This is a genomic window from Pedobacter sp. PLR (assembly GCF_026239675.1).
GTDB lineage: Bacteria > Bacteroidota > Bacteroidia > Sphingobacteriales > Sphingobacteriaceae > Pedobacter.
On sequence record NZ_JAPIVQ010000011.1, the window covers coordinates 62,806 to 78,327 of the forward strand.

10 protein-coding genes are annotated in these 15,522 nt (G+C 41.8%); 4 read left to right on the forward strand and 6 right to left on the reverse strand.

Features of this window, described 5'->3' with window-relative positions:
* Window positions 1-25: 25 nt before the first annotated feature.
* The 6 genes from gndA to OQX61_RS22660 form a co-directional block, all read right to left on the reverse strand.
* Window positions 26-1,438 (reverse strand): NADP-dependent phosphogluconate dehydrogenase, encoded by a 1,413-nt coding sequence (gene gndA, locus OQX61_RS22635; RefSeq protein WP_265844105.1) that lies wholly within the window; start codon window positions 1,436-1,438, stop codon window positions 26-28.
* The gene (locus OQX61_RS22640; protein ID WP_265844106.1) at window positions 1,438-2,199 is read right to left on the reverse strand and encodes an ROK family protein; all 762 of its coding nucleotides are present in this window, start codon (window positions 2,197-2,199) and stop codon (window positions 1,438-1,440) included. The genes gndA and OQX61_RS22640 overlap by 1 nt, the downstream gene beginning before the upstream one ends.
* A gap of 105 nt (window positions 2,200-2,304) precedes the next feature.
* Complete coding sequence (locus tag OQX61_RS22645; protein WP_265844107.1) at window positions 2,305-2,610, reverse strand: hypothetical protein; 306 nt, start codon at window positions 2,608-2,610, stop codon at window positions 2,305-2,307.
* A gap of 4 nt (window positions 2,611-2,614) precedes the next feature.
* On the reverse strand, window positions 2,615-3,331 hold the full coding sequence (locus tag OQX61_RS22650; protein ID WP_265844108.1) for a pirin family protein: 717 nt from the start codon (window positions 3,329-3,331) through the stop codon (window positions 2,615-2,617).
* A gap of 10 nt (window positions 3,332-3,341) precedes the next feature.
* Window positions 3,342-3,965, reverse strand: a complete 624-nt coding sequence (locus tag OQX61_RS22655; protein WP_265844109.1) for a dienelactone hydrolase family protein — start codon at window positions 3,963-3,965, stop codon at window positions 3,342-3,344.
* Window position 3,966: 1 nt separating this feature from the next.
* Entirely contained in the window at window positions 3,967-4,902 is a 936-nt protein-coding gene (locus OQX61_RS22660) for a ring-cleaving dioxygenase (RefSeq protein WP_265844110.1), read from the reverse strand.
* A 222-nt stretch (window positions 4,903-5,124) separates the two neighbouring features.
* Between OQX61_RS22660 and OQX61_RS22665 the strand changes: the two genes are divergently transcribed.
* The 4 genes from OQX61_RS22665 to OQX61_RS22680 all read left to right on the forward strand — a co-directional run bounded on the left by OQX61_RS22665 (window position 5,125) and on the right by OQX61_RS22680 (window position 15,521).
* Window positions 5,125-5,742: a sterol desaturase family protein gene (locus OQX61_RS22665; protein WP_265844111.1), complete on the forward strand. Its 618-nt coding sequence runs from the start codon at window positions 5,125-5,127 to the stop codon at window positions 5,740-5,742.
* Window positions 5,743-5,866: 124 nt separating this feature from the next.
* Window positions 5,867-7,426: an alpha-L-fucosidase gene (locus tag OQX61_RS22670; protein ID WP_265844113.1), complete on the forward strand. Its 1,560-nt coding sequence runs from the start codon at window positions 5,867-5,869 to the stop codon at window positions 7,424-7,426.
* A 337-nt stretch (window positions 7,427-7,763) separates the two neighbouring features.
* On the forward strand, window positions 7,764-10,007 hold the full coding sequence (locus OQX61_RS22675) for an alpha-galactosidase (RefSeq protein ID WP_265844114.1): 2,244 nt from the start codon (window positions 7,764-7,766) through the stop codon (window positions 10,005-10,007).
* A 795-nt stretch (window positions 10,008-10,802) separates the two neighbouring features.
* Complete coding sequence (locus OQX61_RS22680) at window positions 10,803-15,521, forward strand: hypothetical protein (RefSeq protein ID WP_265844115.1); 4,719 nt, start codon at window positions 10,803-10,805, stop codon at window positions 15,519-15,521.
* Window position 15,522: the final 1 nt, after the last annotated feature.

Genomic DNA, 15,522 nt, shown 5'->3' on the forward strand with positions numbered 1-15,522 from the left:
TTGTTGTATTAGTTCACTGGGTTATTTATAAGTTATTCTCGTTCCAGTTGGCATGGAAAATACCTTCGCTGTCTGTACGTTCAAAAGTATGCGCGCCAAAAAAGTCTCTTTGCGCCTGTGTTAAATTCAACGGCGAATTTGCTGTTCTTAACGAGTCATAATAGGTAAGGGCAGAGGCGAAACAAGGTACTGCAATACCATGGTTGATTGCCGTAACCACCACATTCCTGGTTCCCGGTAAAATATCTTTTAACTGTTTCTGGATACTTTCATCGGAGTATAAATGAGGAAGTTCAGGTTGTTTTTTATAGGCCTGATAAATATCTTCTAACAATACCGCTCTGATGATACATCCACCACGCCAGATCTGTGAGATCTCTTGCAGGTTCAGTTCATATTTAAATTCTATAGAAGCTTGCGCTAATAAGTGTAAACCTTGTGCATAAGAAGTGATCATTGCAAAATAAAGTGCTTGCTCTAAATGCGCTTCAAACTCTTCCGTGTTCTCTACTTTTTGCGAAGGATGAGGCAAAGCCGCGCCCAGGGCAACACGTAAAGACTTGAACTTAGATAAATCTCTGGCACTTACTGACTCATTAATTGTCGGAATCGGCAATTGTAAGTCCATAGAAACCTGAGAAGTCCATTTACCGGTACCTTTAGATTTCGCCTGATCTTTGATCACATCAATCAGGTAACCACCAGATTTCACATCTTTAACTTTGAAAATGTCTTTCGTCACTTCCAGTAAAAACGACTTCAATCTGCCGTTATTCCATTTGTCAAAAGTAGCATAAATCTGCTCATTGTTATAACCAAGGCTGTTTTTTAACAAGTCATAAGTCTCGGCAAGGATTTGCATAACACTGTACTCAATACCGTTATGCACCATTTTCACGAAATGACCGGAAGCACCAGGGCCGATATAAGCCACACAAGGATCACCGTTTACTTTCGCAGAAACCGCCTCAAGAATCGGTTTAACCGCATTGTAAGCTGCTTTATCACCACCAGGCATCATACTTGGACCAAATCTTGCACCTTCTTCACCACCAGAAATACCCATGCCGAAGAAATGTAGACCCTGCGCTGCAAGTTCTTCTGCTCTTCTGCTTGTGTCTGTGAAATGAGAATTTCCACTATCAATGATCATATCACCTTTATCCAATAATGGAACAAGCTCTTGAATTACACTGTCTACAATTGCACCTGCTGGTACCAAAAGAACAATTCTTCTTGGCAATTCCAGACTTTGGATAAAGTCTTCCAGCACGGCAAAACCTTTCAATTGATGTGCTTTTCCGTCCTCTTCCAGCTTCTTTAACATGTCAGGACTCTTGTCATAACCGGTTACAGAATAGCCATTGTCGGCCATGTTAAGCAATAAATTGCGGCCCATCGTGCCCAGGCCAATCATTCCTAAAGTGTACTTGTTCATTATTTGTTGTTGATTTTAGGGTGAGTAGTAAATACATGAAATTTCTCTTCCAGGTCCCATAACTTAGCACCACCCTTGATTCCGTCTTTATTGGAAACCAGTTTGATGTTAGGGTCTAAAGTAAAAGTAATCTCTTTTGAATTGCCACCACCGATATATAGGGTGTCGTAATTAAATACGGTTTTATAAATTTCTATAATGCGCTGCAAACGCTCATTCCAATCCTTCCTGCCGACTTTATTAAAGGCCTTATCGCCGATATAATCATCGTAATCCTTGTTTTTGCTGATTGGGAAGTGTGCCAGTTCCAGGTGAGGAAGGAGGTCGCCATCGTATAACAGGGCAGTACCGAAACCGGTGCCCACTGTAAATACAATCTCAAAACCTTTTCCGGCTGCTATGCCTAAAGCTTGTTGATCGGCATCATTTACCATACGCACAGGTTTGCCAAAGGTATTGCTGATCTGTTGAGCAAGATCTACGTTTTTCCATTTGTTCTTTGCCAGATTAGGCGCAGTCAATACCACACCACACTTCACATAACCAGGGAAACCAATAGAAATTTTAACAAAAGACTGGTCCAGCTTCGAAGACAGCTCTTTGATACATTTGATCACCACCTCAGGGGTAGCGTTTTTTGGGGTAGGAACTTTTGTATATTCAGAAAGGAGTTCCCCTTTAAGATCTAAAATACATGCCTTAATGCTGGTTCCACCGATATCAATGGATAAAATTTGACTGTTTTTCTCTGCTGCAGGCATGTGTAATTGATGTAAAAATAACCCGGGTGTATTAATAACACTCAAAATAACAAAAAATCGACCATTTAAAGATGCTAAACATCAATATAAAACAATAAAAAAACATTACCCTTGATTCAGGCCCTGCTGAATCTCTGTAAAAAGTAAGCCGCTTCCGCCTCCAAAGTGGTAGACCACAGGGGTTTCAGGCTTGATTTTCTTCAGATCGCCCTCAAGTTCCTTTTCAGCTTCCGGAGCCAGTCCTGCACCCAATAAAACGAGGTCAAAACTTCCGGCGCTAAAGCGGTTTACAGTTTCCTCCGCAGTAGCGGTTGCAGTAACTGTAAATTCTCCGCTTTTCTCTATCAAACGAGTCAGTGTTGCCAGGATACCCGGATGACAACACATGACCAATATTTCTTTCTTTTTCATGGATTTAGTAGTTCATAGGTACTTCCATCAACAATACTTCAGCTTCCGTTAAGGTCGTTATGTCCAGGGAATCGATTTCCCATAACCCGAAACCATCACGTTCCTCTAAATCCTGACCGTTCACGCGGATAGATCCTTTGATCACAAAAACATAAATTCCGTCCGCTGCATTTTTCAAAGGATGATCAATTTGCAATCCTGCCTCAAATTTTCCGATGTGAAACCAGGCATCCTGATAAATCCATACGCCGGCATCATCTTTATCGGGGGATAAGATCTGAATAAACTGATTCGGCATCAAAGTGGTGTCATAACGTTCCTGCTGATACCTTGGCGTTACATTCCGTTGATTTGGAAAAAGCCAGATCTGTAAGAATTTCGCAGGAACCTGATCTTCCTTATTGTATTCCTGATGGTAGATTCCGGTTCCGGCACTCATCACCTGGACTTCTCCGGGTTCGATAACCGCCACATTGTGCATGCTATCCTCGTGCTTTAAACCACCTTCCAATACAATGGAAATGATCTCCATATTGTCGTGAGGATGCTCACCAAATCCTGTTCCTCCATCTATAGCATCATCATTTAATACCCTTAAGGCGCCAAACTGAATGCGTTCCGGATTGTAATTCCCTCCAAAACTGAAGGTCTGAAAACTCTTTAACCAGCCATGATCTGCAATGCTGCGGGTGTCGGCTTTATGTAATACGCTCTTTGCCATAGTGCTATGTTTAAGTCAATTGAAAAACCAAAGTTCTGGCCAGTTCAATTTCTGCTTTACTAATTGTGTGTGCTCTGCCTGGATAAATGTTAACGGTCACCTGAGCATTCATTTCTTCCAGTATTTTTTTACTTTCATTTACTCTGGATACCGGAACATGCGGATCCGGATTACCAGTACTGATAAATACCGGCATCTGCTTAAAATCCCCCTGATAATGGTCTAATTGTTCACCAGGTAATCCACCTGTAAATGCAACCGCACCTCCATACCTCGCTGCATTTCTACTGATGAACTCTAAAGTCAGACATGCACCTTGTGAAAACCCCACAAAGTAGATTTTGTTTTGAGGAATTCCTTGTGCCTCAATCTCTTCTGTCAACTCTTTAATAACCGCTAACGCACTGGATAGTGCCGGCTCGTTTTCTGAAACCGGGGCCATAAAACTATAGGGATACCAGCTGTGATTTGTTGCCTGAGGAGCAAATAACGCTGCATCATTCACCTGTAAATGTTGATTTAAGGAAATGATATCTGATGCTGATGCCCCGCGGCCATGTAAAAAGATGATCGCTTTATCTGCCGACCCAACAGGTAATCCGGCAGTAATGATGTTTTTTTTATGGATATACATTTTAATCTAGTTTTGGTAAAATACCTTCAATGATGGTACGGTTGCTTTCATATTGAGCAGGTAGTTTCAAATGACTACCTAATTCTTCCAAAGGCTCATCGATAGTGAATCCCGGATTATCGGTGGCCAGTTCAAAAAGTACCCCTCCCGGTTCGCGGAAATACAGCGAATAGAAATAATTACGGTCGATTTTCTCCGTGATATTCAAGCCCAGTTTCACAATCTGATCTCTGAAATACATCAAAGTCGCCTCGTCTTTTACCCTGAATGCCACATGGTGTACAGAACCACCTGCCAGATGTCCAATGGTTTCACCTGGTGCTTCTACCAAATCAACAATTGCTGCATGAGCCACCGCATCTGTGATGAAACGGGAACGATTTACTTCTGTTGTCAATAAACGGTAACCTAATACACCCGTCAAAATTGCTGCCGTAGCCTCCATTTTATTGGTCGTAATGGTGATGTGATGAAAACCATGTGTAGCATGCGCTTTAGTTATAGCTGCGGTTTCCCATTGCGGCCTGCTGTCTGGCGTTTGTGCTTCCGTTAATTCGAACTTCAAGCCATCTGGATCTAAGAAGGTCAGGTATCTTTCTCCGAATTTCACTGCTGGTTTATTATAGATCACATTGTTCTCCTCTAGTCTCTTTTGCCAGAAATCAAGACTGCCGGCTGGAACGCTATAACCAATTTCCGTTACCTGTCTGGTACCTCTGCGGCCAGCGCCAATTCCTTCCCATGGGAAGAAAGTTAAAATGCTGCCGGGATTGCCATGTTCATCACCATAATAAAAGTGATAGGTATTCGGATCATCAAAATTAACGGTTTTTTTAACCAACCTTAACCCCAATACCCTGGTATAAAAATCATAATTTTTCTTTGCATTGCCTGCGATTGCAGTAATGTGGTGGATACCTAAAATTTCATTTTTCATAGCTCAATTATTAATTACACAACAAATTTACGGACTGGGATTTCCCTGGCTCTTACCATATCGTAAGAAATACTTTTTTTGATTACTTTAGAAAAGGAAAAACATAAGCAGCGCATTAACGGTTATTTAATGTCATGAAAGTTTCATAACTCTTGAGGCGGATTCCTATTTTAAAGATTCCTCCCTAAGTTTGTCGCTTGCAAAAAAAGACAGTACGATACGATGAAAAAGAATTTTATATCCAATTCTCCAGAATCAATACGGATGTTTAAGAGTCCGCTTTTAGAAGGTTTATCGAAAATCCCTTATTTCGTGCCACTAATCGTGTACGTCCCTGTAATCTTATATTTCTGCTGGCAAGCGGTAGTGCTGAACAATGCCCTTACTGCAATTGGTCATATCTTATTCGGACTTTTCATCTGGACTTTAACTGAGTATGTGCTGCACCGTTTTGTGTTTCATTTTTATCCGAAATCCGAATGGGGCAGAAGGATTCATTTTATCTTCCATGGCGTACACCATGATTATCCTAATGATGCCCAAAGGTTGGTGATGCCACCATCTGCCAGTATCCCCTTAGCTGCCGCTTTTTACTTTTTATTCCGTGCGATATTTCCTGTAAATATGCTTGATGGTTTCTTTGCCGGATTTATCATGGGCTACCTGTTTTATGACATGACACATTATATGTTACATCATGCTAAATTCAGCAACCCTTTCTGGAAAAAGTTAAAGCAACACCATATGTTGCACCATTACGATGATTCTACAAAAGGTTATGGCGTAACTTCCGATATGTGGGACAAAGTATTTGGTTCTGAGCTTCCAAAACGCTCCTAAAGACCCTAATGCCAAAAAAGCTTAACGTTTTGGCAATTAACACAAACTTTATATTTCAAATTCCTGCGTTCTTTGAATTGGCCACCATCTTTTATACGGCTGAACCAAATTATAAACGCATATAATGAAAACAAAAGTTTTAAGGGGCAAAGCAATGAGCAGCCTGATCGGCCTTGTTGCCTGTGGAATCCTTGCTGGTTTACCACAAGAATCAGTCGCACAAATTTTTACTGATAAGAATTATGTGAAGGTCAGTCCAAACGATACGGAAGCTGATATCATTAGAAAAGCAGCGAATGTAACGCCTTCTCCGAGACAACTGAGATGGCAACAATTGGAGCTCACCGCTTTTATTCATTTTGGGATCAATACTTTCACCAATAAAGAGTGGGGAGATGGTACCGAAGATCCTAAGATTTTTAATCCTGAAAAACTGGATACCCGTCAATGGGTGAAAGTATGTAAAGATGCCGGTTTCAAACAGGTAATCTTAACAGCGAAACACCATGATGGTTTCTGCTTATGGCCAAGTAAATACACGGAACATTCTGTAAAAAATAGCCCATGGAAAGATGGTCAGGGTGATATCGTTAAAGAAATGGCTGCCGCCTGTAAAGAGTTTGGAATCGGTTTCGGAATTTACCTCTCCCCATGGGATCGTAACTCCCCGTATTTCGGAAGCATGGAATACAACGATTATTTCATCAACCAGCTTACTGAACTCCTTACGCAGTATGGTCAGATCGATGAAGTATGGTTTGATGGTGCCAATGGCGAAGGCCCAACCGGAAAAAAACAAGTCTATGAATATAACAGGTGGTATAACCTGATCCGTAAATTACAACCAAAAGCAACGATTGCCGTTTCCGGACCGGATGTAAGGTGGGTAGGAACAGAAACAGGTTATGGCAGGGAAACAGAATGGAGTGTGGTTCCGGGAGATCAAATGATTCCGGAAGCCATTGCTGCAAACTCCCAGAAAGCAGATGGTTTTGCACCACGAGATATGATGGCTAACGACCTTGGCAGCAGAAAGGCGATTGCCAAAGCGAAAAGCCTGGTCTGGTACCCTGCGGAAATCGATGTGTCTATCCGTCCGGGATGGTTTCATCATCCGGCAGAAAATAATAAAGTGAAAACTCCTGAAAAATTAATGGACATCTATTACAGCTCTGTTGGCCGTAACGGCGTGTTGCTGTTGAATATTCCACCAGATATAGAAGGACTGATCAATGAAAGTGATGTAAATGCATTAAAAGGTTTCAAAAAACAACTCGATGAAACCTTTGCCAATAATGTATTGAAATTTGCCAAATTGAACGGAAGTAACGCTACGAAAACGGCCGCTTTATTTGATGGCAAAGACAGTTCTTACTGGAAAATGACGAGTAAAACTGAGCCATATGTGATGGAGTTTAAAATGGATAAACCTCAGAAATTTGATGTGTTGCTGTTGCAGGAAAATCTGGCAATAGGGCAAAGGGTAGAATCGTTTGTATTAGAATATAAAGAAGGAGATACCTGGAAAAAAATCATTGATGGAACAACGATAGGTTACAAACGTCTGCTGCGTTTCCCTGCGGTTACCGCTGAGGAAGTCAGATTACGAATTCTTTCTTCGAGATTGCAACCCGCAATTGCTGAAGTAGGGCTGTACCTGCGTCCGTCATCAACTGCTAAGTGATTTTAAAGGAGCATTATTGAAAAATTGAAGACCTTTTAATAAACGCAATATCCTTTTGAAAAGAGGGGTGTTCCGCTTATAGGTTATTATTTGTCTCTTGGGTTGGCGGGGCCTTGCTCCGGCCTTGTCCGGTACTTGCTCCGCTTTTGAAGGGCTTTGTGCCTTAGCAGCCCCTGATCAGGCTTTTGTCAGGTTTCCTGCAGCTTCGGGCAGTCCAGCAGTTGAATATAAGGTTTTTAGGAATTGCAGACGATTTTCAGGATAAGCCAGACACCTTTAGGAAAAACCGGCCATAAAGGATATTATATGAAACACAAAATAAACCAAAATAAACCAAATGAAGAGAACGATTTTTTCTGCTTTAAAAATTTCAGCCTGCTCGTTAATCCTATTTAATGTCATTGCTGTAAAAGCGCAAACTGTTGGGCAAGGGCCTAAAGTCTGGACAACCGCAATTAACAGCCTTGCGAAAAAAGATTGGCTGCTGAATAACTCCGCCTACCCGGCAAAAATATATGCTGTTCCGGAGAAAAAGGAGTTGGTGCTCGACAATGGGCTCCTAAAAAGAACATTCAGAATCAGTCCTGATGTAGCCTGCGTAGATTTCCTCAACCAGATCACCGGGCAGCAGTTGCTTAGAGCCGTAAAACCAGAAGCACGTTTAGTAATTGACGGCCGCAATTATAATGTAGGAGGTTTGTATGGCCAAAAAGAAAACGCTTACCTACTGCCTTCCTGGATTGATGATTTTAAGCCTGGCGACAGTAGTTTCCATTACGTTTCCCATCAGATTACGGAACTTAAACCTTTCCTGAACTGGAAAACAAAAATGTGGGCCGGGAATAAACAACAGGCCGCCGGAAAAGTACTATCCTTTTCCTACAAATCAGATTTACCGGCATTGAAAAATATTCAGGTACAGGTAAATTATGCCATTTATGATGGTCTGCCTTTAATCAGTAAATGGTTAACTGTTAAAAATACTTCCGGTAAAACAGTGCAGCTGGACCAGGTCGTAAATGAGGTGCTGGCTGTGGTAGAGGAGGAGAGTGCTGTTGTTGGAGCCGCTTCGCCGGACAATAAAACTGCCCGTGGGATGAAAGTTCCACAAGGGATTTACCTGGAAAGTAATTTCGCTTTTAACAATGCGATGCGTTACCCGATCAGCGACCAGAGTACCCACTGGAAAGTCGATAAGTCGTATACCTCACAAGTGAATTATGATTATCAAACCCCTTGTTTATTAGAAGTCCACCCGACCAGAAATATCGGAGTTCAGTTAAAGGACGGAGACACTTTTCAATCTATCCGTACCAACGAGTTATTGATGGACAGCTATGACAGGGAAAGAAGGGGACTTGCGATCCGGAAAATGTACCGTACCACCATGCCATGGACTACCGCAAACCCGATTTTTATGCACCTGGTGAGTAAAAATGATGCGCAGGTGCGTACTGCAATTGATCAATGTGCGGCAACAGGTTATGAAGCCCTTATTCTGAGCTTCGGGAGCCATTGCAATATGGAAGATACCACTGCTACTAATATCAATAAATGGAAAACACTGAGCGATTATGCCCATAGTAAAGGAATATTTATAGGAAGTTATTCCTTGTTCAGTTCCCGGAAAATTAGTGATGCCGATGATGTGATCGACCCTAAAACCGGTAAACCAGGTGGTGCTTTTTTTGGAAATGCACCTTGCTTTGGTAGCAACTGGGGACTGGGATACCTGAAAAGTTTGAAAACTTTCATGACTAAAACCGGCTTCGATATCTTCGAAAATGATGGTCCTTATCCGGGAGATGTTTGCGCCTCTACCACGCACCCTGGTCATGAAGGCCTGGAGGATTCTCAGTGGAAACAGATGGAATTGCAAAAAAGCCTGTACCATTGGTGTAATGAGCAAGGGATTTATGTAAATGCACCCGATTGGTATTTCATGGATGGCGTTAATAAAATCGGGATCGGTTATAGAGAGGTGAATTTCTCGCTATCGCGTGAACAACAAATGATCCTGAATCGCCAGAATATTTTTGATGGTACCTGGGATGAGATTCCTTCCATGGTATGGGGATTTGTTCCCTTAACAAAATACCAGGGTGGTGGACCGGAAGCTGTATTAGAACCTTTAAAAGATCACCTCAAGGATTACGAACAATTGATGATGCAGTATTATGGTGCCGGAATTCAGGCCTGTTACCGTGGTCCAAGGTTATATGATACCGAAGAAACCAAACAAACGGTGATCAAAGTGATTGATTGGTATAAAGGTAACCGCGAGATTTTGAACTCTGATATTATTCATTTGAGAAGAGCAGACGGCAGAGATTGGGATGGACTAATGCACGTGAATCCGAAGCTGAAAACCAAAGGGATGATCTTATTGTACAATCCGCTGAAAGAAGAAATTCGCAGAGAGATAAAAATTCCAATGTATTATACCGGTTTGAAGAACTCAGCTACTTTACGCGTTCAAAATGAGACATCCAGGAAATACACCCTGGACAGGGATTATAATATTACACTTCCAGTTGTCATGAAACCAGAAAGTTATACCTGGATCGCAATTAACGAATAAAGTCTAAACGACCTGCACGAATGAAAAAGAAAGCAATTGCCATCAGGGTAATTGCTTTCTTTTTTTCTATTATAACCATCAGATTGTGATATCAATTGCTGGTTTTATACTGTTATGGTTAACACATCCTTTCGATACTAGAGATTTTTGGCAACATAAAGCAATTGGAAAGTTGAAAAAATTGAAAACTGCTGTCTTAGCTCAGGAAAATAAAGTGTTTCGGTTAAAAAAGATAAACTAAAATTTACATACCCTCCTTCGTCAATTTCATATTGACAAATCATCCTGCGTTTTGCAAGACGATCTATAAGCGAAAGTCAAGATATTCACCTGGTGATTTAGGCTTTTGTTCTTTTTAGTTCATTTAATTTTGCAATACCCATAAATAGGTAAAATTAAAACGCATTGACTCACAGTGTATTAGGTAAAGTTTTTGCAATGAACATCAATTATTTTACTATCGTTACAATAATATTCCATTTATCTATATTAGCTTTGCTCTCAAACTGATATTTTTTGTATGGTGTTGACTTTCCAATATATACAAAAACGCAATCGCCTTTTTATTTAATATTGTTGTATTCGATATGTTTCCAGTAAAGAAAAGAGAACCACAGCGCTATAAAAATGACTATAGTCCAGGAGATTTCCTGCTACACAAATGGCAGGTTATTCCAGGGTACCCATAAAAATTTATAATTAATCCAGAATGAATAAACCCCAAGGCCTGTAAAGAGGCCCAAACTGGGTTGAAATCTATATTATCACGATCTACATTAACAATACCGTAATCTCATGAATAAAACAGTTAAGCAATACTCCATGCTTATTGGGTTGCTATTTGCATTTGGTGCTGCAAAAGCTCAGGTAGGAATAGGTACTAACGCTCCGGATGCCAGTGCGCAGCTTGAAGTGCTCTCCACTTCTAAGGGTTTACTTATTCCAAGACTATCCCTTATTCAACGTGAAGGTATCAATAATCCTGCCAATGGTTTGTTGATCTATCAAACAAATAATCTTCCTGGTTTCTATTTTTTCAATAACGGACAGTGGCAACGGTTGGTAAATAGCTCTGAATTAGGGACTGGTGGTACCGGAACTAGCGGGAATACCATTTTAAGTGGCAATGCAACTCCTTCAGCAACTATTGGTACCAATGGTGATTTTTACCTGAATTTGGGTAATAATAGTCTATATGGACCGAAAACTTCTGGTACCTGGCCTAATAACGGGGTTTTATTAGTGGGTCCAAAAGGCGACAAAGGGGATAGAGGCGACAAAGGGGATAGAGGCGACAATGGGGAAAAAGGAGATAAAGGGGACAAAGGAGAACCGGGGAATTCTTTACCTGGTACGGGAAAAACAGTCAGCTCTTCTGGTACAATCGACATTACCAATGGAACAGGTGCGGTGTTAACGGATCTTAAGCTTGATCTGGCTGATAACGCAGTAACTTCTGCAAAGATTGCCAATGGTTCCATTGCAAACATCGATTTAAATAAAATTAACATTCCTTTAAGTGGATTCGGTGCTGCGGCAAAGAACGTTTCTATGGGTGGTTTCAAACTGACAAATCTGTCAGATCCAACTAATAATCAGGATGCCGCAACTAAAAAATATGTAGATGATAAATTGGCTGCGGGTGGGATTTTACCCGTATTGAGTTTCGATAATTTGTATAACCTGTCTATTATAGGCAGTAATACCGTGAGTTTATCCGATTTAAACCAAAGTTTAAGTCTGGAAGGTACGGTGCTTTCCATCTCTGGACCAAGAAATAGTCGGGTAGACTTAAGTGGTTTAGTAGGTAGTGGAGGTGGTACCGGCGGTGGCGGAGGAACGGGCACCGTTAAATCAGTAGCTGTAGTTTCTGCAAATGGTTTAACAGGTTCAGTATTAAATCCTTCTACTACACCATCCATTACTTTAGGGACTTCTATCGCTGCTCCTGTATTAAAAGGGGCAAATGGAGCGATAGAGGCGGCAACAACCACAGGAACAGGTGGTATGGTAGTGCTTAATGATGGTCCGACTTTAAAAAACCCAATCATTAGTGGTGTAATTACCGGTAACCTGAATGGTACTGCAACCAATGTAACTGGTGTAGTTGACATTGCCAATGGCGGAACAGGTGGAAAAACAGCTGCCGAAGCCATCACAAATCTGGGTTTGGATGGCGTTCTAATTGGCAATGCGCCGATTACCGGGAGTACCAAAACCAAAATCACGTATGATGCTAAAGGTTTGGTAACTAAAGGAGAAGATGCAACTACTGCAGATATTAAAGAATCTGCGGATAAAAAATATGTGACTGATGCGCAGTTAAGTATACTGAATAATACATCGAATATAAATTCAGGTGACCAAATTGCTATTGATGTTCCGGTAACGCCAAATGGCGGTTTATCGGCTAGTAATGTGCAGTCTGCATTGGAAGAATTACAGGCAAAGATCAGCACTTCTGCAGGCGGTGGTTTAACTGCTGTGAAGCATGATGCGACCTTAACCGGTGATGGTAATGCCACTAATTTAGGTCTAGCAGATAAGGCAGTTAGCCTGACTAAGATGGCGGATATGGCCAGCAACTCCTTATTAGGTAGAACATCAGCAGGGCCAGGTAGTCCGGAAGTGATCACGATGGGCCCGGGACTTACGCTAAATGGAGGAGTGATTTCAGCGGATAATCCGGATGCGACTGCCACTGCTAAAGGTAAAGTTAAACTAGCCGGTGATTTAGCCGGTACAGCGGATTTACCTCGCGTAGCTGACAATGCAATCACTTCTTCGAAGATTAAAGATGGTGCAGTACTAGATGATAAAATTGCCAGTGTGAGCGGTTCTAAAGTAACGGGTAATATTACTGGAAGTGCAGCAAATGTGACCGGAATTGTTGGTGTTGTAAATGGCGGAACAGGTGCAAATACACCAGATGGTGCCAGAAAAAATCTTGACTTAGATAAAGTAACTAATACCAGTGACGTTGATAAACCAGTAAGTACGGCCCAGGCACTGGCATTGGGATTAAAAGAAGATAAATCAAATAAAAGTACAGATATCGTAGCTGATGCCACCTCAGATATTTTATATCCAAGTGTAAGAGCGACAAAAGATTATGTGGACGATAAAGTAAGAGACGCCGTAATTGGAGCAGGTGGTGTGCCTGATGCTTCTACTATAGTGCTGGGTAAAATTCAGCTAGCCGGTGATTTAACAGGTACAGCTTCTAATCCAGCTATTGCAGTCAATGCGATTGTGACTGCGAAAATTAAAGATGCAAACGTGACAGATCCTAAAATTGTTTCGGTAAGCGGGACTAAGGTAACAGGTGATATTTCTGGAAACGCATCTAATGTAACAGGAGTGGTTAAAGTTGTTAATGGTGGTACAGGTGCCAGTACTCCGACAGATGCTAGAATTGCATTAGGATTAGGTAATGTTGACAATACAAGTGATCTCAATAAGCCATTAACTCAAGCCACAAAAGACGAACTTGTTAAAAAAATCAACCTGACCGAAAAAGCAACAGCGAACGGTGTGGCTACATTGGACGGAACAGGTAAAGTTCCCGTTTCTCAAATGCCTGCAATGCCTTCTGGTACTGTGGATGTAGTCGATTCTGAGGCGAAAATGTTGGCATTAAGTAATGCGGATGTAGGTAGTACGGCGATCAATACAGTGGAAAGTAAAAGTTATGTGTTGAGGGCAAAGCCAGCTTCAACGTTATCCAATTGGGTAGAAATTCTAACGCCTTCTTCTGCTGCTTTAGTGAAATCGGTGAATGGACAAGTTGGAGTGGTAGATATTACCAGAGCAAGTCTGGGATTAGGAAATGTGGACAATACCAGCGATGCTGCTAAACCAATCAGCACATTAACTGCCGCAGCCTTAGCATTAAAACAAGATGTAGCGAAGATCAGTAATACTTTCACTGCGGATGGGACTTCCACCGTTAAATACCCAAGTGTAAAAGCAGTTAAAGATTACATCGATGCTGCCGTGGTAACTGGGGGAGTAGCTGCAGCGACTCCAACTGTAAGAGGTATTTTGAGATTGAACAATGACTTAGGAGGTGATGCTGATAATCCTGCAGTACTTTCAGTTGGTGGTGCTACTGCTTTGAATATTGCCAGTTCAACCGCAGCTGTAATAGGCGCCAGTTCTTCGGCCTCACCAAATGCGCTGGTTAAAAGAGATGCTACAGGAAACCTTGTAGGTAATATAACAGGAAATGCTGCTACAGCAACAACAGCTACAACGGCCAGCAAACTGGCTCCAGGGAGTAAAATCAATGGGGTGCTCTTTACTGGTGCAACTGATATTAATCTTCCTGTAACGGCGGATCCTTTGAAACAAGATAAAGATCCAAATTTGACTGCTTTGGCAGGTGTAAGTGGTACCGGGATCCTGGTCAAAACAGCTTCAGGTGCAGCAACTACGCGCACGATTACTGGTAATGGTATAACAGTAGCGAATGGTGATGGTGTAAATGGTAATCCAACGATTTCATTACCAAACTCAGGTGTTGCTGCCGGAAATTATACTGCAGCAAATATTTCAGTAGATGCACTAGGTAGGATCACTGCCGCGGCAAATGGCTCTGGAGGTGGTGCAGCTTATACCTTACCTGTGGCAACTACTTCGGTTTTAGGTGGTGTTAAAGCAGGTGGAGGTGTAGCTATTGACGCAACTGGTGTGATCTCGACTAAAACTGATTTGAGTTATCTAGCCGATCCGACAAATGGAACGATTAAAAGTACAATCGGTGCCATTAATGGTACCTCTGCGGTAATTCCTGCAGGCTCGATTTCAACAGCAAGTTTAATGTTGCCTGGCGATAAAAGTAAACTGGATAAAATTCCGGTTATTACTACGGCTGATAAAGACAAAGTATTAACGGTAAATGCAGCTGGAACAGCCGCAACATGGGCTCCCAGCGCTGCACTCCCGGTAATTACTGCCGCCGATAAAGATAAAATATTAACAGTGAATGCAGCTGGAACGGCCGCAACATGGGTGCCTGCACCAACAGGTGGTGGTACTGGTGGTGGTGGTGCTGGGCTACCTAAAATATATTCTCCACAAGGTGCTCCCTATGCGATGGTAAAATCGATCGGTGACGGACAGGTTACCATAGAACAAAGCGAGGGGCCAACCCCTGGAGTCAGAAATGTATTCACGGTTACTATTCCTGCCGGGGTATCCCTAAATACGCTAAGATTTAATATTGATAATCCATTGATGGGGAGAACTGCTGCTGAAGGCCCCCCTGTAGTGCTGGTTAGAATTAAGGATTTGGGTAATACGGTCAATACTTCTGATAATGATCTTTGGGCACCTTCTTCACATGGGATAATCATTAGACCTAGTCCAGGACTTGCTTACCCATACAGGGCTTTGAGTAATCTGAACCCCTCAAACGTTCTCCTGGTTGTTGAAAGTGCTACAGGTGGAGTATTGAGTTTGAAGTTACAGACTGACGCCATTAAGATTTACACCTTTATTTTAGGTTATTAAT

What these genes read in the sequence shown, in the direction of transcription:
- OQX61_RS22670 (WP_265844113.1), top strand. Translation starts at nt 5,867, where the DNA reads ATGAAAACAAAAGTTTTAAGGGGCAAAGCAATGAGCAGCCTGATCGGC.
- OQX61_RS22660 (WP_265844110.1), bottom strand. Translation starts at nt 4,902, where the DNA reads ATGAAAAATGAAATTTTAGGTATCCACCACATTACTGCAATCGCAGGC.
- OQX61_RS22675 (WP_265844114.1), top strand. Translation starts at nt 7,764, where the DNA reads ATGAAGAGAACGATTTTTTCTGCTTTAAAAATTTCAGCCTGCTCGTTA.
- OQX61_RS22655 (WP_265844109.1), bottom strand. Translation starts at nt 3,965, where the DNA reads ATGTATATCCATAAAAAAAACATCATTACTGCCGGATTACCTGTTGGG.
- OQX61_RS22640 (WP_265844106.1), bottom strand. Translation starts at nt 2,199, where the DNA reads ATGCCTGCAGCAGAGAAAAACAGTCAAATTTTATCCATTGATATCGGT.
- OQX61_RS22650 (WP_265844108.1), bottom strand. Translation starts at nt 3,331, where the DNA reads ATGGCAAAGAGCGTATTACATAAAGCCGACACCCGCAGCATTGCAGAT.
- OQX61_RS22680 (WP_265844115.1), top strand. Translation starts at nt 10,803, where the DNA reads ATGAATAAAACAGTTAAGCAATACTCCATGCTTATTGGGTTGCTATTT.
- OQX61_RS22665 (WP_265844111.1), top strand. Translation starts at nt 5,125, where the DNA reads ATGAAAAAGAATTTTATATCCAATTCTCCAGAATCAATACGGATGTTT.
- OQX61_RS22645 (WP_265844107.1), bottom strand. Translation starts at nt 2,610, where the DNA reads ATGAAAAAGAAAGAAATATTGGTCATGTGTTGTCATCCGGGTATCCTG.
- gndA (WP_265844105.1), bottom strand. Translation starts at nt 1,438, where the DNA reads ATGAACAAGTACACTTTAGGAATGATTGGCCTGGGCACGATGGGCCGC.